This is a genomic window from Metasolibacillus sp. FSL K6-0083, assembly GCF_038630865.1.
In the GTDB taxonomy this organism is placed as follows: Bacteria; Bacillota; Bacilli; order Bacillales_A; family Planococcaceae; genus Metasolibacillus; species Metasolibacillus fluoroglycofenilyticus.
The window spans coordinates 1,939,395-1,963,023 of record NZ_CP152046.1; the positions used below are offsets into that span (position 1 = coordinate 1,939,395).

The 23,629-nt window shown below is 39.7% G+C and carries 26 protein-coding genes; all 26 read right to left on the reverse strand.

Annotation, left to right across the window (positions count from 1 at the left end; translation table 11 throughout):
• Window positions 1-20: 20 nt before the first annotated feature.
• The gene (gene murA / locus MHB51_RS09060) at window positions 21-1,331 is read right to left on the reverse strand and encodes a UDP-N-acetylglucosamine 1-carboxyvinyltransferase (RefSeq protein ID WP_066168299.1); all 1,311 of its coding nucleotides are present in this window, start codon (window positions 1,329-1,331) and stop codon (window positions 21-23) included.
• 497 nt (window positions 1,332-1,828) lie between these two features.
• Window positions 1,829-2,071, reverse strand: a complete 243-nt coding sequence (locus tag MHB51_RS09065) for a DUF1146 family protein (RefSeq protein WP_066168297.1) — start codon at window positions 2,069-2,071, stop codon at window positions 1,829-1,831.
• Window positions 2,072-2,351: 280 nt separating this feature from the next.
• Window positions 2,352-2,759: a F0F1 ATP synthase subunit epsilon gene (locus MHB51_RS09070; protein WP_066168295.1), complete on the reverse strand. Its 408-nt coding sequence runs from the start codon at window positions 2,757-2,759 to the stop codon at window positions 2,352-2,354.
• A gap of 25 nt (window positions 2,760-2,784) precedes the next feature.
• Window positions 2,785-4,200 (reverse strand): F0F1 ATP synthase subunit beta, encoded by a 1,416-nt coding sequence (atpD, locus tag MHB51_RS09075; RefSeq protein WP_066168293.1) that lies wholly within the window; start codon window positions 4,198-4,200, stop codon window positions 2,785-2,787.
• A gap of 51 nt (window positions 4,201-4,251) precedes the next feature.
• Window positions 4,252-5,109 (reverse strand): ATP synthase F1 subunit gamma, encoded by an 858-nt coding sequence (gene atpG / locus MHB51_RS09080; protein WP_342557985.1) that lies wholly within the window; start codon window positions 5,107-5,109, stop codon window positions 4,252-4,254.
• 100 nt (window positions 5,110-5,209) lie between these two features.
• Entirely contained in the window at window positions 5,210-6,718 is a 1,509-nt protein-coding gene (gene atpA, locus MHB51_RS09085; protein WP_066168288.1) for a F0F1 ATP synthase subunit alpha, read from the reverse strand.
• A gap of 28 nt (window positions 6,719-6,746) precedes the next feature.
• Window positions 6,747-7,277: a F0F1 ATP synthase subunit delta gene (locus MHB51_RS09090; protein WP_066168284.1), complete on the reverse strand. Its 531-nt coding sequence runs from the start codon at window positions 7,275-7,277 to the stop codon at window positions 6,747-6,749.
• On the reverse strand, window positions 7,274-7,792 hold the full coding sequence (atpF, locus tag MHB51_RS09095) for a F0F1 ATP synthase subunit B (protein ID WP_066168282.1): 519 nt from the start codon (window positions 7,790-7,792) through the stop codon (window positions 7,274-7,276). The genes MHB51_RS09090 and atpF overlap by 4 nt, the downstream gene beginning before the upstream one ends.
• A gap of 360 nt (window positions 7,793-8,152) precedes the next feature.
• Complete coding sequence (gene atpE / locus MHB51_RS09100) at window positions 8,153-8,377, reverse strand: F0F1 ATP synthase subunit C (protein ID WP_042470896.1); 225 nt, start codon at window positions 8,375-8,377, stop codon at window positions 8,153-8,155.
• Between the two features lie 74 nt (window positions 8,378-8,451).
• Window positions 8,452-9,180 carry a F0F1 ATP synthase subunit A gene (atpB, locus tag MHB51_RS09105; protein WP_066168280.1) on the reverse strand — a complete coding sequence of 243 codons (729 nt, stop codon included), beginning with the start codon at window positions 9,178-9,180 and terminating at the stop codon, window positions 8,452-8,454.
• 33 nt (window positions 9,181-9,213) lie between these two features.
• Window positions 9,214-9,585, reverse strand: coding sequence for an ATP synthase subunit I (locus tag MHB51_RS09110; protein WP_066168278.1), 372 nt, complete (start codon window positions 9,583-9,585; stop codon window positions 9,214-9,216).
• Between the two features lie 749 nt (window positions 9,586-10,334).
• A complete protein-coding gene (wecB, locus tag MHB51_RS09115) occupies window positions 10,335-11,450 on the reverse strand; it encodes a UDP-N-acetylglucosamine 2-epimerase (non-hydrolyzing) (RefSeq protein WP_066168276.1) in 1,116 nt (371 codons plus the stop codon).
• Window positions 11,451-11,557: 107 nt separating this feature from the next.
• Window positions 11,558-12,187: a uracil phosphoribosyltransferase gene (gene upp / locus MHB51_RS09120; RefSeq protein WP_066168274.1), complete on the reverse strand. Its 630-nt coding sequence runs from the start codon at window positions 12,185-12,187 to the stop codon at window positions 11,558-11,560.
• A 380-nt stretch (window positions 12,188-12,567) separates the two neighbouring features.
• Window positions 12,568-13,809 carry a serine hydroxymethyltransferase gene (gene glyA / locus MHB51_RS09125; RefSeq protein ID WP_066168272.1) on the reverse strand — a complete coding sequence of 414 codons (1,242 nt, stop codon included), beginning with the start codon at window positions 13,807-13,809 and terminating at the stop codon, window positions 12,568-12,570.
• Between the two features lie 23 nt (window positions 13,810-13,832).
• Complete coding sequence (locus MHB51_RS09130; protein WP_066168271.1) at window positions 13,833-14,378, reverse strand: TIGR01440 family protein; 546 nt, start codon at window positions 14,376-14,378, stop codon at window positions 13,833-13,835.
• A 3-nt stretch (window positions 14,379-14,381) separates the two neighbouring features.
• The gene (gene rpiB, locus MHB51_RS09135) at window positions 14,382-14,819 is read right to left on the reverse strand and encodes a ribose 5-phosphate isomerase B (RefSeq protein ID WP_066168270.1); all 438 of its coding nucleotides are present in this window, start codon (window positions 14,817-14,819) and stop codon (window positions 14,382-14,384) included.
• Between the two features lie 290 nt (window positions 14,820-15,109).
• A complete protein-coding gene (locus tag MHB51_RS09140) occupies window positions 15,110-16,402 on the reverse strand; it encodes a HAMP domain-containing methyl-accepting chemotaxis protein (protein ID WP_107942039.1) in 1,293 nt (430 codons plus the stop codon).
• Entirely contained in the window at window positions 16,395-16,844 is a 450-nt protein-coding gene (locus tag MHB51_RS09145) for a low molecular weight protein arginine phosphatase (protein WP_066168267.1), read from the reverse strand. Before MHB51_RS09145 ends, MHB51_RS09140 begins: the two co-directional genes overlap by 8 nt.
• Before the next feature lie 27 nt (window positions 16,845-16,871).
• Entirely contained in the window at window positions 16,872-17,372 is a 501-nt protein-coding gene (locus MHB51_RS09150; protein ID WP_235615994.1) for a manganese efflux pump, read from the reverse strand.
• A 156-nt stretch (window positions 17,373-17,528) separates the two neighbouring features.
• Complete coding sequence (locus MHB51_RS09155) at window positions 17,529-18,563, reverse strand: L-threonylcarbamoyladenylate synthase (protein ID WP_066168264.1); 1,035 nt, start codon at window positions 18,561-18,563, stop codon at window positions 17,529-17,531.
• Window positions 18,564-18,664: 101 nt separating this feature from the next.
• Window positions 18,665-19,213 (reverse strand): stage II sporulation protein R, encoded by a 549-nt coding sequence (locus MHB51_RS09160; RefSeq protein ID WP_342557986.1) that lies wholly within the window; start codon window positions 19,211-19,213, stop codon window positions 18,665-18,667.
• A gap of 44 nt (window positions 19,214-19,257) precedes the next feature.
• Window positions 19,258-20,121, reverse strand: a complete 864-nt coding sequence (prmC, locus tag MHB51_RS09165) for a peptide chain release factor N(5)-glutamine methyltransferase (RefSeq protein WP_342557987.1) — start codon at window positions 20,119-20,121, stop codon at window positions 19,258-19,260.
• Window positions 20,108-21,184, reverse strand: a complete 1,077-nt coding sequence (gene prfA / locus MHB51_RS09170) for a peptide chain release factor 1 (RefSeq protein WP_066168255.1) — start codon at window positions 21,182-21,184, stop codon at window positions 20,108-20,110. Before prfA ends, prmC begins: the two co-directional genes overlap by 14 nt.
• 387 nt (window positions 21,185-21,571) lie before the next feature.
• Window positions 21,572-22,144, reverse strand: coding sequence for a thymidine kinase (locus tag MHB51_RS09175; protein WP_066168253.1), 573 nt, complete (start codon window positions 22,142-22,144; stop codon window positions 21,572-21,574).
• Between the two features lie 66 nt (window positions 22,145-22,210).
• Window positions 22,211-22,414 (reverse strand): 50S ribosomal protein L31, encoded by a 204-nt coding sequence (rpmE, locus tag MHB51_RS09180; protein WP_066168250.1) that lies wholly within the window; start codon window positions 22,412-22,414, stop codon window positions 22,211-22,213.
• 148 nt (window positions 22,415-22,562) lie between these two features.
• Entirely contained in the window at window positions 22,563-23,609 is a 1,047-nt protein-coding gene (locus MHB51_RS09185; RefSeq protein ID WP_066168248.1) for an NAD(P)/FAD-dependent oxidoreductase, read from the reverse strand.
• Window positions 23,610-23,629: the final 20 nt, after the last annotated feature.

The window sequence follows — 23,629 nt, forward strand, 5'->3', positions numbered from 1 at the left end:
TCCCGACAGCCGCTTTTTCATTATGCTATTACTTGTTCTGTATTGTCCTGTTGTACAACGCTTGCTTCGCCTTCTGTTACTCGTTCGATATTTGCCCCTAACGCTGCCAGCTTTTCATGGAATTTCACATAGCCGCGATCTAAATGATGTAAAGCAGTTACACGCGTTACGCCTTCTGATACCAAGCCGGCTAAAATAAGTGATGCTGCAGCACGTAAATCAGTTGCTGCCACTTCTGCTCCTTGTAATGCGCTATTGCCTTCGACAAAGACAGAGCGTCCTTCAATTTTAGCCATAGCATTCATTCGACGGAATTCTTCGACATGCATAAAGCGATTTTCAAATACGGTTTCTGTAATAATGCTTGTGCCCTCAGCCGATAACATTAATGCCATCATTTGTGATTGCATATCTGTTGGGAAGCCTGGATGTGGCATTGTTTTAATATCCACTGCCTTTAATTCACCCGTTGCTCGCACACGTAATCCATTTTCTTGCTCTGTAATGTCTACGCCCATTTCGCGCATTTTAGCGATTAAAGCCGTCATATGCTCTGGAATCGCATTTTCGATAATTACATCACCACGTGTAATAGCTGCCGCTACCATAAATGTACCCGCCTCGATACGATCAGGAATAACATAATGCGTAATACCTTTGAGCTTTTCGACACCTTCAATACGGATTGTTGCTGTTCCTGCACCAGTCACGCGGCCACCCATTGCATTAATAAAATTCGCTAAATCGACAATTTCAGGCTCTTTTGCAGCATTTTCGATAATTGTCGTGCCTTCCGCTAAAGCTGCTGCTGTCATAATATTTTCTGTAGCCCCAACGCTCGGGAAATCTAAATAAATTTCAGCTCCCTTTAATTTCTCAGCACGTGCCTCCACATAGCCATGTCCAAAAGAAATCTCAGCTCCCATCGCTTCAAAGCCTTTTAAATGCAGCTCAATTGGACGAGAGCCAATTGCACAGCCACCTGGTAGAGCAACACGTGCAAAGCGATTACGCGCAAGTAGTGAACCCATAACTAAAATAGATGCGCGCATTTTACTAACAAATTCAAATTGTGCCTCACTCGACAAATCACGAGCCGCATCAATTACAATCTCATTGTTATTTACATTATATTGTACATCTGCATTTAAGCTTTTTAATACTTCACCAATTGTATATACATCAGCTAAAGCTGGAACGTCTTTAATAATGTTTTTTCCTTCAGAAGCTAATAAAGATGCTGCTAAAATAGGTAATACAGCGTTTTTTGCGCCTTCAACTTTTACGCTACCTTGTAAAGTCTGACCACCCATAACGATAATTTTCTCCACAATTCGTCCCTCCGAATCCCATTCTCGTAAACTTGCTATTTTATTTAAAAGTTCATTAATCTTTTTTATCCAAACACTGCTAATAATACAGCTATAACCCAACTTTATCAAGCATCTTATTCACTATTTTGTGTCGAATTTTGACTTTATTGTTCATACTACATATTACGCACTGTATGTATAGTTGGTGAATCGAAAGCGGGATACTTTCCAGACGCCTTTTCCCTATATTTTTCTGCTACTGCGTCTGTTTTCTCGAATTCACTCGAAAAGTGCTATTTCAAAATTTGCCATCTTCATTTGTAAAGTCAGCTTGAGGGTAAGTGCAAAAGAGGCATTTATTTCTTACTTGCCATGTGAAATCAGTATTAATCTTTCACGCTGTTAGTTTTATACACCAAAATTCGATATGTTAAACATTTTTGATTGCCCAGGAAATATATACTTTGTAGCGAAAAGCAATTAATTGCTTTTCCCTACAAGCTATATAATGCATTTTATTGGAAAATATAGACTAAACTTCTTGACCATTGAGAGAAAGTAATGAAGAAATTGGAAACGGCTGAGCCAATGACGATGCTGAATAAAATATAGATGAGTTGGATTTGGAATGTTCTACCTTTTTTGAACAGTTGGTCAAAACGAAATGCTTGTAATGCATAGAATGCCACAGCAATGAAAAAAATATGCGAGGCTAGACCGAAAAGTGCCTGTTGTCCTATTTCCGTATAAAAGTCCATCTTCTTTTACACTCCCTTGTGAAAAAAGTTGCTTTAAATATAAATTGAAGCACTAGTTATTTATTAATTTTCTCTTGATTTAGCATTTATTTTCATTTTATCGAGATTCTAATCAGTTTTTGGAGTTTTTTGTGATTCTCTTGCTGTTTTATTGTTCTATTGGCGAATACCCTTACTCTATTGGCGTTTCATGGCATATTTTAGTGTTTCCTTCAACTTACTGTCATTTATTTAAAAAAACTGTTTGGAAAGCGTGCTTTCCAAACAGTCTTTATTAAAATTAGATGTTACCCTCATGAACGTTGATACGATTCAACGCACGTTTTAGCGCTAATTCAGCACGTTTGAAATCAATGTCATCTTTTTTGCCTTCTAAACGACCTTCTGCTCGGTTTAAGGCTTCCTTTGCACGAGCTAAATCAATTGAAGCTGCTGCCTCTGCGGAAGGAGCTAAAATTGATACTTTTTCAGGACGAATTTCGATGAAGCCGCCACTTACAGCTACAAAATCAGTTGAACCATCTTGTTTTTTAAGCTTTACAGCACTAATTGCAAGAGGCGCAACCATAGGAATATGGCCTGGAAGTACACCAATTTCCCCTGAAACTGTTTTAGCAACTACCATTGTTACTTCAGAATCGTATGCTGGACCGTCGGGAGTGACAATACTGACTGTTACTGTCTTCATATTATTTTCCTCCTCGCCGTTAGATTTAAACCTCTACGCCCATGCCTTTTGCTTTTTCTACTACTTCTTCAATGCTACCAACTAAACGGAAAGCATCCTCTGGTAAGTGATCCCATTTGCCATCAAGTATTTCTTTAAATGAGCGAACAGTTTCTTTAACAGGCACGTAAGAACCTGCTTGACCAGTAAATTGCTCCGCAACGTGGAAGTTTTGAGATAAGAAGAATTGAATGCGACGCGCGCGCTCTACTGTTTGCTTATCTTCATCAGATAACTCGTCCATACCTAAGATAGCGATGATATCTTGTAACTCACGGTAACGTTGAATTGTACGTTGAACACCAGTAGCAATTGCATAGTGCTCTTCACCAACGATTTCTGGTGATAATGCACGAGAAGTTGATGCTAATGGGTCAACCGCTGGATAAATACCCATCTCAGATAATTTACGCTCTAAGTTTGTTGTTGCATCTAAGTGAGCGAAAGTTGTTGCTGGAGCTGGGTCAGTATAGTCATCGGCTGGTACGTAAATCGCTTGAATCGAAGTTACAGAACCTTTTGTTGTCGATGTAATACGCTCTTGCAATTTACCCATTTCTGTAGCAAGTGTTGGTTGGTAACCTACCGCAGAAGGCATACGACCTAATAGGGCAGAAACCTCAGAACCTGCTTGTGTGAAACGGAAAATGTTGTCGATGAATAAAAGTACGTCTTGACCTTGTTCATCACGGAAATACTCAGCCATTGTTAAGCCTGTTAATGCTACACGCATACGTGCACCAGGTGGCTCGTTCATTTGACCAAATACCATCGCAGTTTGCTTAATAACACCAGAGTCAGTCATCTCGTGGAATAAGTCGTTACCTTCACGTGTACGCTCACCTACACCCGCGAATACAGAAATACCGCTGTGCTCTTGTGCGATGTTGTTGATTAATTCTTGGATTAATACAGTTTTACCTACGCCGGCACCACCGAATAGACCGATTTTACCGCCTTTAATATACGGTGCTAATAAGTCTACTACTTTGATACCTGTTTCTAGGATTTCAACTGTTGTAGATAATTCATCAAATTTTGGCGCTTCGCGGTGGATTGAGTCACGGCGAGCTGATTCTGGAATTTCTTCACCTAAGTCGATTACTTCACCAAGTACGTTGAATACACGTCCCAGTGTCACTTCACCAACTGGTACTGAAATAGCTTTCCCTGAGTCTGTTACTTCTGCTCCACGTTGTAAACCATCTGTAGATGACATCGCAATTGTACGAACAACATCGTCACCTAAGTGGATTGCAACTTCAAGAGCTAAAGTAGTAGGCTCTTCATTTGGACGTTCAATCTTAACAGTTAGGTTGTTATAGATTGCTGGTAAATGGCCGTTTTCGAATTTAACGTCTACTACCGGACCCATTACTTGTAGAACTTGTCCTTTGTTCATGTTGTGTACCCTCCTATCGTATTCTTATACGAAGTTAGCGTGAGTTGCAGCTTATTCTAAAGCCGCAGCTCCACCAACGATTTCTGTAATTTCTTGTGTAATAGCTGCTTGACGCGCACGGTTGTATTGCAATGATAGACCATCGATTAAATCAGATGCGTTATCTGTTGCACTACGCATTGCCGTCATACGTGAAGCATGTTCACTTGCTTTTCCGTCTAATAAAGCACCGTAAATTAAGCTTTCTGCATATTGTGGAAGTAAAACTTCTAGAATTGCTTCACCAGATGGCTCGAATTCATACGCAGCGCTTGTTGTTGAAGTGGCAATATCAGTCAACGGAAGAACCTTTTTCTCCGTCACTACTTGAGAAATAGCACTTTCGAAGTGGTTATAGTACATATAAAGTTCATCATATGCACCATCAATGAACATACCAACAGCATTACGAGCGATTTCTTTAATATCAGCAAATGTTGGTTGGTCAGGAAGAGCAACAACACTACTAATAACATTATGATCACGTTTAACAAAGTAATCACGCGCTACACGACCTAATGCAAAGACAACGTATTCGTCTTTGGATTTATGACGCTCGTTAATTGTACGTTGAACTTGACGCAGAATGCTTGAGTTGTAAGCACCTGCTAAACCACGGTCAGAACCAATTACTAAGTAAGCTGTTTTCTTAACAGGGCGAGCAGTTAACATTGGGTGTCCACTGTCTTTCGTACCTGCAGCGATAGCGCCTACTACGTCTTGAATTTTTTCCATGTAAGGAACGTATGCTTTTGCATTTTGCTCTGCACGACGTAGTTTCGATGATGAAACCATCTGCATTGCTTTTGTGATTTTTTGCGTGCTCTTTGTAGAGTTAATACGACCTTTAATTTCGCGTAAGTTTACCACTGGTATTTCACCACCTTCTGTTATTTAGTCACAATCCTATCTTCTCATATCATCCGCAAGCTACTGCCTGCGGAGGTACGAGAAGTTATCTAACTAAAGATTATTCTGATTTAGCAAAAGTCTTTTTGAATGCATTGATTGCTTCAGTAAGGTCTGCATCAGCTGGAATATCTTTTGTTGTACGGATATGATCTAATACAGCTGTGTGGTTTGTATCTAACCAGCTTAAGAATTCAGCCTCAAAACGAGTGATGTCTCCTACTGGAATATCGTCTAAGAAACCACGAGTTAATGCATATAAAATAACAACTTGTTTTTCAACTTTTAATGGTTTGTTTAAGTCTTGTTTTAAAACTTCAACTGTACGTTTACCACGCTCTAATTTAGCTAAAGTTGCTTTATCTAGGTCAGAACCAAACTGAGCGAATGATTCTAATTCACGGAAAGCAGCTAAATCAAGACGTAATGTACCGGCAACTTTTTTCATCGCTTTGATTTGTGCTGAACCACCTACACGTGATACAGATAAACCTGCGTTAATTGCTGGTCGTACACCTGAGTTGAATAAGTCAGATTGTAAGAAAATTTGACCATCTGTAATCGAAATTACGTTTGTTGGAATGTAAGCTGAAATGTCTCCAGCTTGTGTTTCTACGAATGGTAATGCCGTAATCGAACCGTTTTGGTAAGTTTCGTTTAACTTCGCAGCACGCTCAAGTAGACGGCTGTGTAAGTAGAATACGTCACCAGGGTAAGCTTCACGACCTGGAGGACGACGTAATAATAATGACAGCTCACGGTAAGCAGACGCTTGCTTCGATAAGTCATCATATACTACTAATACGTGTTTACCTTGTAACATAAATTCTTCTGCCATTGCTACACCAGCGAATGGTGCTAAGAACAATAATGGTGATGGTTGAGAAGAAGAAGCTGTTACTACGATTGTATAATCTAAAGCACCGTTTTTACGTAATGTTTCAACTACGCTACGCACTGTAGATTCTTTTTGACCGATTGCAACATAGATACAAATCATGTTTTCACCAGTTTGGTTTAAGATTGTATCAATCGCTACAGATGTTTTACCTGTTTGACGGTCACCGATAATTAACTCACGTTGACCACGACCAATTGGAACTAATGCGTCAATCGCTTTAATACCTGTTTGTAATGGCTCATGTACAGATTTACGTGCCATTACACCGAAAGCTGGGCTTTCAATTGGACGAGTTTTTGTTGTGTTGATTGGACCTAGACCATCCACTGGTTGACCTAATGGGTTTACAACACGACCAATTAGTTCTTCACCAACTGGAACGCTCATAATACGACCTGTACGACGAACTTCATCGCCTTCTTTAATGCCAAGGTACTCACCTAAAATAATAATACCTACATTACCTTCTTCTAGGTTTTGTGCCATACCCATAACACCGTTAGAGAACTCTAAAAGCTCTCCAGCCATGACGTTGTCGAGGCCATGAGCAAGAGCGATACCGTCACCAACGCGGATAACTGTACCTACTTCGCTTACTTGTAATTCAGATTGGTAGTTTTCAATCTGTTGTTTAATCAGACTGCTGATTTCTTCAGCTTTGATGCCCATGTATGTTCACCTCTCACATTTCTTAAAATTAAACAACTAATGTACGCTTTAAACCTTCTAGCTTAGAAGCGATTGTGCTGTCATAAATATAGTTGCCGATTTGTACACGAATACCACCAAGAATAGATGGTTCAATAATGTTTTTAATGTCTAGCTTACTTTTACCTACTAACGTTGCAAATGCAGCAGAAATCTCTGCATTTTCAGCTTCGGTTAAAGCACGTGTTGAATAAACTGTCGCCTCAACTGCACCTTGTGCTGCAGTTGCAAGATTTTGAAACTCTTTTGCAATCGTCACGATATCATTGATGCGTTGTTTATCCACTAATAATTGAACTGTGTTTAATACTGATGAATTAGCGTTCGCTAAAATTTCAGATAGCATTGCTTTTTTCTTTGCAGAAGAAATTTTAGGTGCTTTTAATAGCTCTAATAAAGCTGGTGTTGCTTCGATTGCCGCTGTGAATTCCTTTAAATCTGCACTTACTTCTGCAATACTTTGCTCTTTGCTTGCTAATTGAAACAATGCTTCAGCGTAACGTTTCGCTACTTGACTCATTTCGCTTCGCCTGCCTTCGCAATCGTCTCTTTAATTAATGCGCTGTTGTCCTCTTCAGAAATCTCTTTACCAAGCACTTTAGATGCTGCAAGAACTGATAGTGATACAACTTCTTCACGCACTGCTGCGATCGCTTTTTCTTTTTCGTTTTCGATTTCACGCACTGCTGCATCTTTTAAACGAGCTGCTTCTGCACGCGCTGCTGAAATAATTTCCTCACGCTGTACATCGCCTTGTTTTTTTGCACCTTCTACGATTGCTTGTGCTTCTGTACGAGCTTCTTTAAGAAGGCTTTTTTGTTCTTCTAATAATTGGTGCGTTTCTTTGCGCGCTTTTTCTGCTGCATCGATTTCGCTTGCAACAAGCTCCTCACGTTGTTGCATAATGCCCATTAATGGACCCCACGCAAATTTTTTCAAAAGAAGCATTAAAATTACAAATGTTGCTAATGTTGCAAGGATGTCACCGCCGTTAAAACCGCCAGCTGCACCTAATACAAGATCATTTAATAACACGATTGGTTCACTCCCTTCAAGAGCTTGTTCAAAATCTATAAGTATCAATGACACCTCGACATCATTGTGCCCAGATTTTGCCGAGTGAGCTCGAAAAGCTCCTTTTCAAAATCTGTGACATCTGCCGAAGGCTTCATCTTGATTCAGCAAGTGTTTAAATACCCTTTGTCAATAAAACATTTATCTCACCGCTTATATAGACTAGCGTTTTCCGAATCAAGATAAATCTTTAATTTCAAATTCATTGTTGCTTCTTTCGCATTAAACAATGCGAACTTCATAGTACGATACATAAAAGGAATGGCGAAGTAGTAAGTCTGGTGAACTTTTCTCCGCCATTGACGTCAGTCATAGTAGTAATTATTGGTTCATTACGATGAATGCTACTACTACACCGATGATTGGAAGGGCCTCAACTAATGCAACCCCGATAAACATTGTTGTTTGAAGAGCACCACGTAATTCTGGTTGACGAGCGATACCTTCTACTGTTTTTGATACGATAAGACCGTTACCGATACCTGCACCTAGTGCACCTAAACCGATTGCGATTGCTGCTGCTAATAAACCGATTGAACCTGTCATTGTTAAATTTCCTCCTTGGAATATATGTTTTTTTATTGTGGTTCAAATTACCGCAAATTTTGCGGAATTTATAATTAATGGTCGTGACTCACTTTGTGCGCCAAATAAACCATCGTTAACATAGTGAAAATGAAAGCTTGGATAAACCCGATGAAAATCGAGAACCCTTGCCATGCGAGTGCCGGAACAACCATTCCGAACCAGCCCCAAATACTTGCACCGGCAATACCTGCGATTAAACCGATTAAAATTTCCCCTGCGTAAATATTACCGTATAGACGTAAACCAAGCGTTAATGTATTGGCAAACTCTTCAATAATTTTTAGCGGGAACATCCACCACATTGGCTTCAAATAAGTTGTCTTCGCATAACCACCAGTTCCTTGCATTTTAATACCGTAATAGTGAGCTAAAAGCGTAACCATAACAGCTAATGTTAAAGTTACAGTTGGATCGGCTGTTGGTGATTTCCACCATAGGTAATCATCATAAATGATTGCGAATGGTAAACCTAATAAGTTCGCTACAGCGATAAACATTATTAGCGTAAGCCCTAATACGTGGAAGCGACCACCTGTTTTCCAGTCCATATTACTCTTGATAATACCTTTCACGAAGTCCATAATCCACTCCATGAAGTTTTGCATACCTGTTGGCTTCAGTTTTAAACTACGTGTGGAAATAAACGCGATTAAAAACACGACTGCCGCAGTGACAATTAGCATTAAAACAGTTGATTTGTTAAATGTTAAGACATAGTCACCGAATAATGGTAGATCAAATTCTGGATTTTTATGACCCATTTTTGCATTCACCTCTCTTTCAATGAGTACACTTTAGTGCTGTTTAACAAGATGTACAATTCGCTCGATTACGAGGAAAATGTACGGAAGCATTAGCCCAATAACTGTGCTAATTAGATGAAAATGTTCTGGCAACGACATGGCGATTGCGACTGCCGCAACACCCGAGCCAAAGCGTAAGGCTGTGCCTAAAGATGATGCCTTTCTTCCTTCACTAACAGAACGGTCAAACTTGTCCATCCGTCGAACTAAAATCCAAAAGTTATATGTACCGAAGAATGCACCTAAACCAAGTCCCGCGAAGATGCTAGCATATGGCGTAAAAGCCCATCCTAGTACACAGAGTGCGAGCAAAAAAAATAACACTTTCTTTTGCTTTGCGAAAATGTAATGCAAATCTTCCATTAGCAGTAAGTCTCCTGAATTTTTTTCGAGTAAAGAATCGATGCTGACCAGCAAGTGAATTCAAAGCGTAGTAAATGTACTACAGTTATGAGGTTAAATTATAAGATGTAGCAAAATTTGACTTGGAGTAAATTTCTACATACAAAAGCTTTAACCTTTATGGACATGTATCCAGACGCATCAAACCGTTGCAAAATTTTCTTCTGCGATGAGTAATCACAGGAGCAAAATCGACAATTGGAATTCAACTGTCCATTCAGTAGAAACTTGATATAATAAGCACTTCAAAGTTTTTACACACAATGAAACCCTTATCATTCTTACCCTTTGTTAGCATACAATAGGCGATATTTGATGTCAATTAGTAATGGTGAAAAACTTCACAATCCCCTCAATGTTGTCAAATTGTCGACAAATTTGTGAAAGGATTTTTTCAACAAGAAGTTTGTCAAAAATATTCATCTAAAAACCTTTTCCCCTATACTATTTTACAAAATTATTCGTAGTTATTGATAAAGTGAACCTTCAGTCAGTGGGGGTTTCCTCATCCCCACTGATTGGTAGTTTCACCAATCGGGTTTTTACAGGCTGTTGGATCCCCCACTTAAACTTCTTGATTTTATCTGCTGGTTTGAATTGGGGATCTGTGCTCCTGCGGTTACTCGTCGCAAAAGTACAGCCTGCTCCTGCGGTTACTCGTCGCAAACAAATTTGTTAATACGGGATAAACGCTTTAAAGCTCCCAACCTCTAAGCATGCTTTACTAAAAATTCGACAAGCGCTTTGACGATTCTCTCCGAGGCATGGCCATCACCATATGGGTTTGATGCTTGTGCCATCGCATCGTACGCTGTCTGATCGACTAGCAGCTCATTCGCTAACTGATAAATTGTATCCTCGTCTGTGCCAGCAAGCTTTAATGTACCTGCTGCAATTCCCTCAGGACGCTCTGTTGTATCACGCAATACAAGCACTGGTTTTCCTAATGAAGGAGCTTCCTCCTGCACCCCACCAGAATCCGTTAAAATCATGTATGAACGCGCCGCAATATTGTGGAAATCAAATACCTCTAACGGCTCAATTAAGTGAATGCGCTCGTCATTGCCTAACACGTCATTGGCAATTTCACGTACAACAGGATTCATATGCACAGGGTAAACAACTTGAATATCGTTATGCTCTGCTAATAAACGCTTGATTGCACGGAACATATTGCGCATTGGTTCACCAAGATTTTCACGGCGATGGGCAGTTAATAAAATCATCCGATCTGCACCTATTTTCTCTAGAACTGGATGGCTATACGTCTCACTTACAGTCGTCGCAAGTGCATCAATCGCTGTATTTCCAGTTACAAAAATAGCTTCAGCTGGCTTATTTTCACGCAATAAATTCTCCTCAGACTGCTGTGTCGGTGCGAAATGTAAATCCGCCATTACACCTGTAAGCTGTCGGTTCATTTCCTCTGGATATGGTGAATATTTTTGACCTGTACGAAGCCCTGCCTCCACATGCCCAATTGCAATTTGATTATAAAAAGCAGCTAAGCTACCAATGAATGTAGTTGCTGTATCGCCATGTACAAGCACGATATCTGGCTTTGCTTCTTTCATAACTGCATCTAACCCTTGCAATGCATTTGTCGCAACGTCCACAAGCGTTTGGCGATCCTTCATAATATTCAAGTCATAATTCGGCTTAATTTTGAATGTTTCTAGCACTTGATCAAGCATTTGACGATGCTGAGCTGTCACTGTCACAATCGATTCGATTTGTGGGTGCTTTTCCAGCTCCAATACGAGCGGAGCCATTTTAATTGCCTCTGGACGCGTACCGAAAATCGTCATTACTTTAAACTTCGTCATTCCAAACTCTCCAGTCTATAAATGTAATTGCGTGAAGGTATCCAAAAAGCGTGCTAACGCACTGCTTTTCGGACGTTTTGTTTGTGTTTCATTAGTTTTCCGCTATACTATTTTGTACCAAATAAACGATCGCCTGCATCTCCTAAACCTGGGATGATATAGCCGTGTTCATTTAATCTTTCGTCCAGCGCCGCGATAAAAATATCTACATCGTTATGTTCTTTTTGAATTGCCTCTACACCTTCTGGCGCAGCAATTAAGCACATAAATTTAATGTTTTTTGCACCGCGCTTTTTCAAAGAGTTGATTGCCTCAACAGCAGAGCCTCCTGTTGCTAGCATTGGGTCTACAATAATGAAATCACGTTCTTCTACATCCGCTGGTAGCTTGGCATAGTATTCAACAGGTTTTAATGTTTCTGGATCGCGATATAAACCAATATGTCCAACTTTCGCTGCTGGAATTAAATTTAAAACGCCATCTACCATACCAATTCCTGCTCGTAAAATTGGAACGATAGCCAGCTTTTTACCAGATAACACTTTTGATTTTGCTGTTGTTACAGGTGTTTCAACTTCGATTTCTTCAAGCGGCATTTCCCTTGTAATTTCAAATGCCATTAACGTCGCAACTTCATCTACAAGTTCACGAAATTCTTTTGTTCCAGTGTTTTTGTCACGAATATACGTTAACTTGTGCTGAATTAATGGGTGATCGAATACATATACTTTGCTCATACGGCTCTCTCCTAACTGTTGTTTATCCGCATTAACAGGCAAGTTAATAACCCTTCAATTTAAGCAAGGTATTTACTGCCTGCAAAAGCCCGATTGGTGAAATTCAGTAATCCGTGAAAGGGTGAGGAAACCCCACAACGTAAAATTTCACTTTATCTGAATAAGTATAACAAAAAAACGTCGAGCTGTGTTGTACAACATTGTTGCAATTTATAGATTAGCTGATATAATTGCAAAGTTACAATAGAATGAGCATTTACGAGCGAATCCTCACTTTAAGGCAAATACTCTAAGTCATTTTTAAACAATAATTATTTTAATAAAACACAAACAAAACGTCCGAAAAGTAGTGCTTCGCACGCTTTTCGGACGCCTTTTATTTACGCATATAATGGAAATTTATCTGTTAAAGCTTTTACGCGAGCGATTGCTTGTTCTTTTACTGCTTCGTCATCAATATTCTTTAATACCAATGCAATAATAGAGCCCACTTCTTTTATGTCATCTTCTTTAAAGCCTCGAGATGTTACGGCTGGTGTACCAATGCGAACACCTGAAGTGACGAATGGTGACTCAGTATCATATGGAATTGTGTTTTTGTTTGTTGTAATACCAACAGCATCTAGTGCATGCTCTGCTACTTTCCCTGTTAGACCAAGAGATTTCACATTCAATAATACGATATGGTTATCTGTACCGCCAGATACAATTTCCACACCTTCAGCGATTAAAGTTTCTGCTAGTACTTTTGCATTTGCTTTTACTTGCTTCGCATAGTCTTTAAATTCTGGTCTTAATGCTTCACCAAATGCTACAGCTTTAGCAGCAATAACGTGCATTAATGGACCACCTTGAATACCAGGGAATACTGATTTATTTAATTTTTGCTCCCATTCTTTAGAAGCTAAAATTAATCCTCCACGTGGACCACGTAAAGTTTTATGTGTTGTAGACGTTACGAAATCAGCATATGGTACAGGTGATTGGTGTTCACCAGCAGCTACTAAACCAGCAATATGCGCCATATCTACCATAAAGTAAGCGCCGATTTCGTCTGCAATTTCACGGAACTTTTTGAAGTCAATTTCGCGTGGATATGCTGATGCACCTGCAACAATTAATTTTGGCTTATGCGCTAATGCTTTTTGACGAACATCTTCATAGTCGATGACATGTGTATCTTCTGTTACACCGTACTCTACGAAATTATATAAAATACCTGAGAAGTTAACTGGTGAACCATGTGTTAAGTGACCACCATGAGAAAGATTCATACCAAGTACTGTATCGCCTGGCTCTAGAATTGTATGATATACAGCCATATTTGCTTGCGCACCAGAGTGTGGCTGTACGTTTGCATATTCAGCACCGAAAAGTTCTTTGATGCGATCGCGCGCGATATCTTCCACTACATCGACATGCTCACAGCCACCATAGTAGCGTTTACCTGGGTAACCCTCTGCATATTTATTTGTTAGCACGGAGCCTTGTGCTTCCATTACCGCTTCAGATACAAAGTTTTCAGATGCGATTAGCTCAATATTCGCTTGCTGACGCTTTTTCTCTGCTAAAATACCATCTAATACTGCCTTATCTTGTGCTGCTAATTTTTCAAATGCCATGTAAAATTCCTCCCAAAAGTAAATTATTCATATTGTGCACGCACGCCACCAATTAGTTTCGGGCGTGTCGTCGCTACTGTTACTACTGCTTCACCTAGTGTTTTCACAGATGTACGGATTGGAACTGCTACTGCTTTTAAATGCATGCCAATTAATGTTTGACCAATATCAATCCCTGCATGGGCTTGTATATTTTCCACTACAACTGGCTTTTGCATTTGCTTATAGGCATGTGCCGACATAGAACCACCAGCTGTTTTTACTGGCACGACATGCACAGGCTCTAGCTGATATTTTTCCGCTGCTGCATATTCAAGTGTTAACGCACGATTAATATGCTCACAGCCCTGAAAAGCTAAGTATAATTGATGGCGTTCAGCAAATGCTTGTAGCTCTTCATAAATAGCCGTTGCTACATCCATTGCTCCCGCTGTTCCTATGCGCTCACCCATCACCTCTGATGTCGAGCATCCTACCACAAATAGTTGCTGCGGTTGGAAAACCACTTGCTGTTCTAATTCACTTAACAATGTTGCTAGCGATTTATGCATATCAGTTAAATTTGTCATGTATTACACTTCCAGCTCTGAAATTTTTTCCACACGGCGCGTATGGCGTCCGCCTTCAAATTCAGTGCTTAGCCAAGTTGCAACGATTTCACGTGCCAGCCCTGGTCCAATAACGCGTTCGCCCATTGCTATTACGTTGGAATCATTATGACAGCGCGTTGCTTTTGCTGAAAATACATCATGCACTAAGGCGCAACGAATTCCTTTTACTTTGTTTGCCGCAATCGACATGCCAATTCCCGTACCACATATCAAAATGCCTCGATCAAACTTTCCAGAGGCAACACCATCCGATACAGGCTTTGCATAGTCTGGATAATCAACCGATTCATCAGATTGTGGGCCGAAGTCTTCATAGCTAATGCCTAAGTCACCTAACAGAGACATAATCTCACGGCGTAAATTATTTCCACCATGGTCAGAAGAAATTGCAATTTTCAACGAAGCTCCCTCTTTTCACGATATATTCATAAAATAGTGTACCATTTATTGAATGAGAAAAACATTCCTCTCAAGCATAACAAAAAATACTTTAAATGAAAACACGAATATTAAAGTTTAATTTAGAAATAAAGTTCACATCTACTTCTATTTTACAAGTAATTCAGTTTACAATCATTCGCCTTTTGGCTAATTCACAGAATTTTCTTGATTATAACTAGTTAACTCTACTTACACTCACACAGCAAAAATACAGTTAAATAAATTTCCTTTCGCTCCTATAGTATGTACTATTTTGAGCGATCAAATTGGGATATAACATTATATAGCTCATTTGATTGTTGCTGAAGATTTTCACATAGATTTTGTGTTTGCTCAATTTCAAATGCCTGTTCCTCTGTAATCACACGGACTTCCTGTGCACCAGCAGACGTTTCTTCTGCGATTGCAGCTACCTCCTGAGATTGCTGTGCCGTTAGCTCTATTCCGCTAAGCTGTTGCTTCGTTAACGAGGAAATGTCTACAACTGCGTGCGCAACTTCCTCTACATTGCTTACCATACCATCAACAGTCGCTGTTGTTTCAGATACGCGCGTCGATTCTTGCACCGCAAACGCAACTTGACCGTTCATTTGTTTCACAACAAGTTCAACATTTTGCTGCATCGCTTGAATGATTGTAGTGATACCTTGCACAGCCTTTGCACTTTCATCTGCTAAAATACGAACTTCCTCCGCTACAACGGCAAACCCTTTTCCATGCTCTCCTGCTCTCGCTGCTTCAATTGAGGCATTTAATGCTAGCAAGTTTGTTTGTGCAGCAATATCTCCAACTAATCCGATTATTTGCTCAATTTGCTCCGCATTTTTTTCTAACTCATGAATATTAGCTAAAGCTTCCTCATTCCCTTGCGCAATTTGCTGTATGCTCGTTACAAGACTTTGAATAGCTGTTTTTGTTGTTTCTAAATTATTAAGCATTTGCTTTGACCCGTCAGCCGAGTTTGTTGCGTGTCCATTGACATCTAATGCCAACTGACGAACATCGACCAAGGCCTCTGCCATTTCTTGTACAGAAACAGCTGAAGTTTGAGCCCCTTCAGAAATCTGCCCTACTGTTTTAGCTACATCGTTTGCTTTGTGCGATGAAGCTTTTGTTAAATCGGATAATTCATTAATTGTTGAGTTCGTAATGCGGTAATTATTTTCAATACTATCCACCATGCCACGTAAATTGACTAACATATGCTGAAATGCCTCTGCAACAGAACGAATTTCATCGTTAGTTTTCGGCATGGTCACATCTTGTCCAATTTTCCCTTCCGCTACACGTGAAGCAGCCTGCTCCAAAGCTTGTAGTGGGCGGACTAAAATAATACTAAAAACCGCTGCTAAAATACAGGACCAAGTAATCCCCGCTATGTATGTACTTATTTGAAAAATCTTTACATTTATCGATTCAAAAAACATCGGATGTATAAATTCAATAAATACAAAGCTAGTTGAATACGTAACAATCGCTAAAACCCCTACAAATAATATTAGCTTTTTGCGTAAATTAAATCGTTTTTGTTTGCTATTCACTATTTGCTCCTCCTTGTTTTTGCACTAATTCTTCTATTAAATGTCGTAATTCAAAAAATGTTTGCTTATACGTATGCAAATCGCCGCCATATGGATCTGATACGTCTGGTGCTGTGTACGGAGTTACATATTCTTTCAATGTGTAGGTCTTTTGCATGGCAACTTCATAACTACGAACGAGCAGCTCCTTGTGCACTGTCGTCATTGTTAAAATTAAGTCTGCCCACTCAATATCCTCAACTGTTACTTGGCGAGAAATATGTTCATGAGGGATATTTTCACTGTTTAAAACTCGTTGTGCATTTTCCGACATTTCCCCTCCTTCAAGAGCGTAAATACCTGCTGAACGAACCTCGATATTCGGAAGCTGCTTTGCCTTCAAAATCGCCTCAGCCATCGGACTTCTGCAAGTATTTCCAGTACAAACAAAATAAATATTCATCTTTTCTCCCACTCTTCCAAAAAATACTTAATTAAAAAGTATTACCATGCTAATAGCTAATAGTAATACACCCGCTATTATTTTAAAAATTTGACTATTAAAAATGGGTGTTTTAGCTACGATGAGCGCTATGTATGATAGTGCAAAAGTAGCTATTCCAGCGCTAAGAATAAATAAATACTTTTGTAGATTTAGCATACCAAAAGAAACGCTTGCTGAAAAGCTATCAATGCTCGCCATAATTGCTAAAATTGGTAAAGCTTTTTGAGGGACATGTTGATTTCTGGATGATAAAAGCAGTTGAAGTGCAATACAAAATAATAAGATAGCGGAGAGGTACGCTGCCCAGTCCTCCATAAATGTACTAACCCAGCTTCCTAATTTAAACCCAAGAAGCGGAAAAAGCATATGCCATAAAGCTGTCCAAATCGAGAGCAAAAAGCGCTGTGAAACGCTTGGTAAAAGTATATATAGGGCAACGACATCCAGCGCTAAAATAATTCCAACTATCACTTCCTGCAATGACATACCTCCTAAGCATTGCTTTTATTTTATGTCAATGAATAGGCAGAGAGAACTGAAAGAAAAAAATGAACAAAGATGGCTCATTTCTAATCAGCTTGCTAGCATGCTTCCCAATTTATCGAAAATAAAAAAAGCCGTCGGGAAATCCCTGACAGCTACTTATTTTTTATACCATTGTCCACCCGCCGCTTTTTCTAGACGATTCATAATTGCGACGCCTACACCGAGACGGGCGGTCGTTGTCGCTAAAATAATCGTTGCGTCGGTTTTGTCACATGCACGAAGCGCATCATAAAGTGCGCTACTCATTGCTTCAACATCCCCGTCCTTACCGTATGTAAAGAAATAATTAGCTTTGCTATTAGCAAAGCTTTCTGCTGCTAACAGTGCAACACGCTGTCCCGTAGCTTGAAGTTGTTCGACTGCTTGCTGCACACTTTCTAATTTTGGCTCAATTAATAGGACAGGAGCCTCCGGTGCATAATGTGTATATTTCATGCCAGGTGCTTTCGGTGTGCCCGGGCTTTCCTGTTCCTTCTCAGTTGGCTGAATAACTGTCCCGATTATTTCCTCTAGCATTTCCTTTGTGACACCGCCTGGACGTAGTATCACTGGTGGATTTACCGTCACATCGAGCACCGTCGATTCCAAGCCAACACCTGTTGCTCCACCATCTAAAATACACGAAATTATATTCGTCATATCTTCCGCGACATGCTCCGCCCTCGTCGGTGATGGCTTGCCACTTTTGTTAGCACTTGGTGCCGCTAGGGGCTTATTGATTTCTTGTAATAAACGTAGCGCTACCGGATGGTCTGGCATTCGTAAACCAACTGTAGTTAGACCCGCTGTGACACTCGCTGCAAAGACATTCGGCTTTGTTTCTAAAATAAGTGTTAAAGGACCCGGCCAAAATGCATCCATACATTTTTGTGCTATTTCAGATATATGCACAACATAATCTTGCGCTTGTTCCTTGCTACTAATATGGACAATTAAAGGATTATCAGACGGACGCCCTTTGGCAGCAAATATTTTTTGGACTGCCACCTCATCTGTTGCTACAGCACCAAGTCCATATACCGTTTCAGTTGGAAATGCGACTATTTCGCTATTATTTAAAAAATCCACAGCTTGTGTATAACTGTCATTATTATTCACAACATTATCCACAATTAAATATTTTGTTTCCATATCATCACCGCCTTTAATTTCGCTATTTATCAAAAGTTATTCACATATTGTTGATAACTCATCACTTAATGTGCATAAGTTGTTTAAATCTGTGGGTAAAACTATGAAAATTTTCTTTTTAACCACTCATAAATAACAAATTTACGCTTTTCTTCCTTCTCTTCCTGAGGTTTTTCACATGTTTTTGGAAAAACAGAGCAAAACCAGTTGTCGCCTCTTGCTTGCCCGATTGTTAAGACGACAGATTGATAGAAGTTTTGTGGATAAAAAGTATTGTATTCATATTTAGGTGGGATTAAGTTATCCCCAACAACGATATGAACATCATATTGTGAATATTTTTTTTCAAGTAACTGTTGTAAATCAATTAATGCTAATTCTGTTTCTTGTGTACTAGCAATTTGCTCAAACATCGGTAGCGCCGCTTGAACGATTTCTTCCTTTACTGTCTGGTCCTGCTGCAAATTACTGTTCGCTACAACTCTAAATAATAACGGACTTGCTTCCTTTTGCTCATGCCAGCCTTCACCATAATCCACAAAATGAGGCACGGCTAATAGCAACATATAACTAATTAATGCATAACAAACATAACGAAAAATAATAAGAATAGGCAATGGCTTTCTAGCAATATTGTAATCTTCTAACATGAAAATCCCTCCTTGCCTATCATGATGGACAAAGAAGAATTTTTTTATTCATCAATTACACAAAAAACAATTCTATCTTTTCCGTTAATATCTTTTACAATTTCAATTGTAGCTTGTGGGAAGTGCTGTTGGAAAAAAGCCGCTACTGCTCGCCCCTGCATATAGCCAATTTCCACACCAATTAATGCTGGTTGTCTCATCAAAGCCGGCAACTGCTCAGCTAGCTTGCGATATAAAAATAATCCATCCTCGTCCGCAAAAAGTGCTGTGTGCGGCTCATGTTCTAGTACAATATCAGACATTTCCTTCGCCTCATGATAAGCGATGTAAGGAGGATTACTTAAAATAACATCCCATTTTTGCTGTGCAATTGGTTCTGTTAAATCACCTAAGCGAAAATCAATTGCTGCTTGCAGTTGCATAGCATTTTGCTCGGCTGTTGCAAGCGCATCTTGCGAAATATCCGTTGCCGTAACAGCTACATTCGGGCATTCAAGCTTCATTGTTATAGCAATTGCCCCGCTGCCTGTACCAATATCCGCCAATTGAATCGCTGCATCTTTGCCAAATAATTTTTCTATACGCGTTATTGCGCCGACGATTAATTCTTCTGTTTCAGGACGAGGGATTAGAACGGATTCATCTACTTGAAATGGGCGTCCATAAAATTCCTCGACACCTGTAATATATTGTACGGGTACTCCTTCCGCATGCCTTTGCAGCATGTCTTCAAGAGTAGCTATTTGCTCATTAGACATTTGCTCCTGCATTCGTAACATTAAATCCGAATAATTTATTTGCAGCACGTGCTGCATTAGCAATCGTGCTGCTGTTTCCTCTCGACCATTGACACTTAAAAAAGAAGAAGCCCGTTGCAGGACTTCAAATACTGAGTTATGCATCTTCATTTAATCTTGCTAATTTAGATGCTTGTTCTTCTAAAATAAGTGCGTCAATCACTTCATCTAACTTGCCTTCAATGATTTGGTCGAGTTTTTGAATTGTTAAGCCAATTCGATGGTCTGTGACACGATTTTGTGGATAGTTATACGTGCGAATTCGCTCCGAACGGTCACCTGTACCTACCGCCGATTTACGTGTTGCATCCACTTCAGCTTGAGCTTCTTGCATATACATATCTGCCACACGCGCACGTAAAATTTTCATTGCCTTTTCGCGGTTTTTGATTTGTGAACGCTCATCCTGCATCGATACAACGACACCTGTTGGAATATGCGTCATACGAACAGCAGACATCGTCGTGTTAACTGATTGCCCCCCTGCACCAGATGATGCAAATGTATCCACACGAATATCCTTTTCATGAATGTCTACATCTACCTCTTCTACTTCTGGCAAACAAGCAACTGTTGCTGTCGATGTATGAATACGCCCTTGCGACTCTGTAGCAGGTACGCGCTGAACTCGGTGTGCACCATTTTCATATTTGAATTTAGAGTATGCACCTTGACCGTTAATCATAAAGATAACCTCTTTATAACCGCCCATTGCATTCGGTGTCGCCTCCATAATTTCAATTTTCCAACCCTGCGTCTCTGCATAACGCGAATACATGCGGAATAAATCCCCCGCAAAAATATTCGCCTCATCTCCACCCGCAGCTCCGCGAATTTCCATAATAACGTTTTTCGAATCGTTCGGGTCTTTTGGAATTAGCAAAATGCGTAGACGCTCTTCTAATGAAGGAATTTGGTCGTTTAACTCATGAAATTCTTCCTTCACCATTTCTAGCATATCTTGGTCTTTTTCAAGTTCTAGCATTTCACGCGTATCTGCAAGCTGTTCCTTCACAGCTTTATATTCACGATACACTTCAACCATTTCTTGAATATCTGATTGTTCCTTTGAATATTCACGTAGCTTTTTACTATCACTCACTACATCTGGATCACTTAATAATTCATTTAATCTTTCATAACGATCTTCAACAGCTTGTAGACGATCAAACATAATACTTTTCACCTCTGTATATAATTTTAACTATAATTTCCGGATGTGTTGTTCATCCTTTACTTTATAGAAAATACCTAATAATTCGTTGATTTCCGTTGCGGAGGACGCTTTCCTCGGGGTGCGGCTTCAACTAATTTATTTCAGCTCGAGGCCAACAGGATGTTGGTCATGGAGGCGTTGCCGCAGGACGCGGCGGTTTTAGCCTCCCTACACTTTCTCCCGATGGAGTCGCCCCCTACACTTCAATCAACGAGTGCATGCCTAATAATAAAATGCTTCTCTCCATAAAACATATTAATCAATAGACAATTTTCACATAATCAACACGCTTGTATAATTTACTTAAATTGAGTATAAAGAAATTTTTAAATGCTTGCTACATTTTTAAAGCGGCGGGTTGCTATGGCATTTTCTGCATACAGGATAATATGAGTCATTGCCACCAATTGAAATTTGGTCACCTGTGTACACTGGCTTGCCATTCTCGTCAACACGCAGGTTCATCGTTGCCTTCTTGTGACAGAACCAGCAAATTGTTTTCATTTCCTCAATTTTATCTGCATAAATGAGCATATAACGGCTGCCTTCAAACAGCTCGTTTTGGAAGTCATTTTTTAAGCCAAAGCCCATTACTGGTATGTTTAATTCATCGACTATTTGCGTTAATTGGAGTACATGCTCCTTCGAGAAAAACTGCACTTCGTCAATTAATATACAATATGGCTTTTCTTCATGATTTTTTACATATTCAAAAATATTTGTATCATCAAACACAGCAATTGCAGGACGACGAAGACCAATACGGCTTGATACCACACCTACTTCATCCCGCGTGTCGATACCTGAAGTAAAAATAAGAACGGGCTTGTTTTGCTCTTCATAATTATGGGCTACTTTTAAAATTTCAATCGACTTACCACTGTTCATCGCACCATGCTTAAAAAATAATTGCGCCATTTTTGCCTCCATTTATTCCTCAAAAAATGCCTGCCAGTCGGAAACCTGGCAGGCATTTTAAAATTATTATTTGTTAAGACCGTATTTTTTGTTGAAACGATCCACACGTCCGTCAGCAGACGCGAATTTTTGACGACCTGTATAGAATGGGTGACATTCGTTACAGAACTCGACAACGATTGATTCTTTTACAGAACCAGTTTGGAATGTGTTACCGCAAGAGCAAGTTACTGTTGCAGTTTTGTAATCTGGATGGATTCCTTGTTTCATATTCGTTTTCTCCTCTCGCCCTGAACCATCTGGAACAGAGTATAATCGAACTGCACCTTACAAAGCCCGAATATGTCAGCTTCATATGTGCACGTTGCATACTTTGAAAGTATAACATAACCTCTTTATTTTTTTCAAGAAAAAAAATTTAGCCGCGTACCTCACGATAATCATTGTCCACTAAACCGATATTTTTATTGCGCTCCTTGAAACGAATATTATGAGAAGATACATACGCCATCTTTGGTGCATCTGGCTCCATATACAATTTTGCGCTATTTAACGCTAAAATCGCATCAGCAAATGCACCTGCTATATAATGCACTTTGCTAGGATGGCTGACAAAATCCCCCGCTCCAAACACCCCATCAATATTTGTTTCACGCTTTTCATTAACAATGGCATTGCTGTCCTCAATATGTAGCCCCCATTTTTCAAGTGCTCCATAATCGCATTTTAAGCCATGACTAACAATTACCGCATCTACTTCAAGTCGTTCAATCTCTCCTGTTTCTTTATGTGCTATTGAGACAGCCTGAATTAAATCATCATTTCCATGTAATTGTGCCACTTCATATGGTGTTTTTACATTTACCGATTCTCGCATTAAAGCAACATTTCTTTCGTGCCCACCAAACTCGTCTCGTCGATGCACGACCGTTACACTCGATGCGATTTGGGCTAATTCATTTGCCCAATCGACAGCCGAATTGCCACCGCCAGAAATCACTACACGTTTATTACGGAATCCTTCTAATTCCTGTACCGTGTAATATAAATTTGTTACTTCATATTTGTCTGCCCCTTCTATGTCAAGCTTTTGCAAGGAAAGTACGCCGTAGCCAACAGCTAAAATGACCGTTTTCGAATAATGCTTTTCGCCTGATGCAGATGTTAATATAAAAGTACCATCTGCTTGTCTTTCTAAATTTTCAATCTTTTGATTGAGCACAATTGTTGGGTCAAATGTTTTAGCCTGCTCAATTAATTGTTCAATTAATTGCCCGCCTAAAATTGGAGGCAAGCCACCAATATCCCAAATCATTTTTTCTGGGAAAATTAACAGACGACCACCAAGCTGGTCACTACATTCAATAATCTTCGTCTTTAAATCTCGCATCCCGCTATAAAATGCTGTAAATAACCCTGCTGGTCCTCCGCCTACAATCGTTACATCATACATTTCCTCTGTCATACGCTTAATTCCCCATTTCT

Excerpts from the sequence above, each read along its gene's own strand:
- MHB51_RS09155 (WP_066168264.1), bottom strand. The coding sequence starts at position 18,563 with ATGGAAACAAAATATTTAATTGTGGATAATGTTGTGAATAATAATGAC.
- glyA (WP_066168272.1), bottom strand. The coding sequence starts at position 13,809 with ATGGCATTTGAAAAATTAGCAGCACAAGATAAGGCAGTATTAGATGGT.
- MHB51_RS09110 (WP_066168278.1), bottom strand. The coding sequence starts at position 9,585 with ATGGAAGATTTGCATTACATTTTCGCAAAGCAAAAGAAAGTGTTATTT.
- prfA (WP_066168255.1), bottom strand. The coding sequence starts at position 21,184 with ATGTTTGATCGTCTACAAGCTGTTGAAGATCGTTATGAAAGATTAAAT.
- atpD (WP_066168293.1), bottom strand. The coding sequence starts at position 4,200 with ATGAACAAAGGACAAGTTCTACAAGTAATGGGTCCGGTAGTAGACGTT.
- MHB51_RS09185 (WP_066168248.1), bottom strand. The coding sequence starts at position 23,609 with ATGACAGAGGAAATGTATGATGTAACGATTGTAGGCGGAGGACCAGCA.
- MHB51_RS09175 (WP_066168253.1), bottom strand. The coding sequence starts at position 22,144 with ATGGCGCAATTATTTTTTAAGCATGGTGCGATGAACAGTGGTAAGTCG.
- atpA (WP_066168288.1), bottom strand. The coding sequence starts at position 6,718 with ATGGGCATCAAAGCTGAAGAAATCAGCAGTCTGATTAAACAACAGATT.
- rpmE (WP_066168250.1), bottom strand. The coding sequence starts at position 22,414 with ATGAAACAAGGAATCCATCCAGATTACAAAACTGCAACAGTAACTTGC.
- atpE (WP_042470896.1), bottom strand. The coding sequence starts at position 8,377 with ATGACAGGTTCAATCGGTTTATTAGCAGCAGCAATCGCAATCGGTTTA.
- prmC (WP_342557987.1), bottom strand. The coding sequence starts at position 20,121 with ATGAAGATGCATAACTCAGTATTTGAAGTCCTGCAACGGGCTTCTTCT.
- MHB51_RS09070 (WP_066168295.1), bottom strand. The coding sequence starts at position 2,759 with ATGAAGACAGTAACAGTCAGTATTGTCACTCCCGACGGTCCAGCATAC.
- upp (WP_066168274.1), bottom strand. The coding sequence starts at position 12,187 with ATGAGCAAAGTATATGTATTCGATCACCCATTAATTCAGCACAAGTTA.
- MHB51_RS09150 (WP_235615994.1), bottom strand. The coding sequence starts at position 17,372 with ATGTCATTGCAGGAAGTGATAGTTGGAATTATTTTAGCGCTGGATGTC.
- wecB (WP_066168276.1), bottom strand. The coding sequence starts at position 11,450 with ATGACGAAGTTTAAAGTAATGACGATTTTCGGTACGCGTCCAGAGGCA.
- MHB51_RS09145 (WP_066168267.1), bottom strand. The coding sequence starts at position 16,844 with ATGAATATTTATTTTGTTTGTACTGGAAATACTTGCAGAAGTCCGATG.
- MHB51_RS09065 (WP_066168297.1), bottom strand. The coding sequence starts at position 2,071 with ATGGACTTTTATACGGAAATAGGACAACAGGCACTTTTCGGTCTAGCC.
- MHB51_RS09130 (WP_066168271.1), bottom strand. The coding sequence starts at position 14,378 with ATGACAAATTTAACTGATATGCATAAATCGCTAGCAACATTGTTAAGT.
- MHB51_RS09160 (WP_342557986.1), bottom strand. The coding sequence starts at position 19,213 with ATGTTAGAAGATTACAATATTGCTAGAAAGCCATTGCCTATTCTTATT.
- MHB51_RS09090 (WP_066168284.1), bottom strand. The coding sequence starts at position 7,277 with ATGAGTCAAGTAGCGAAACGTTACGCTGAAGCATTGTTTCAATTAGCA.
- atpB (WP_066168280.1), bottom strand. The coding sequence starts at position 9,180 with ATGGGTCATAAAAATCCAGAATTTGATCTACCATTATTCGGTGACTAT.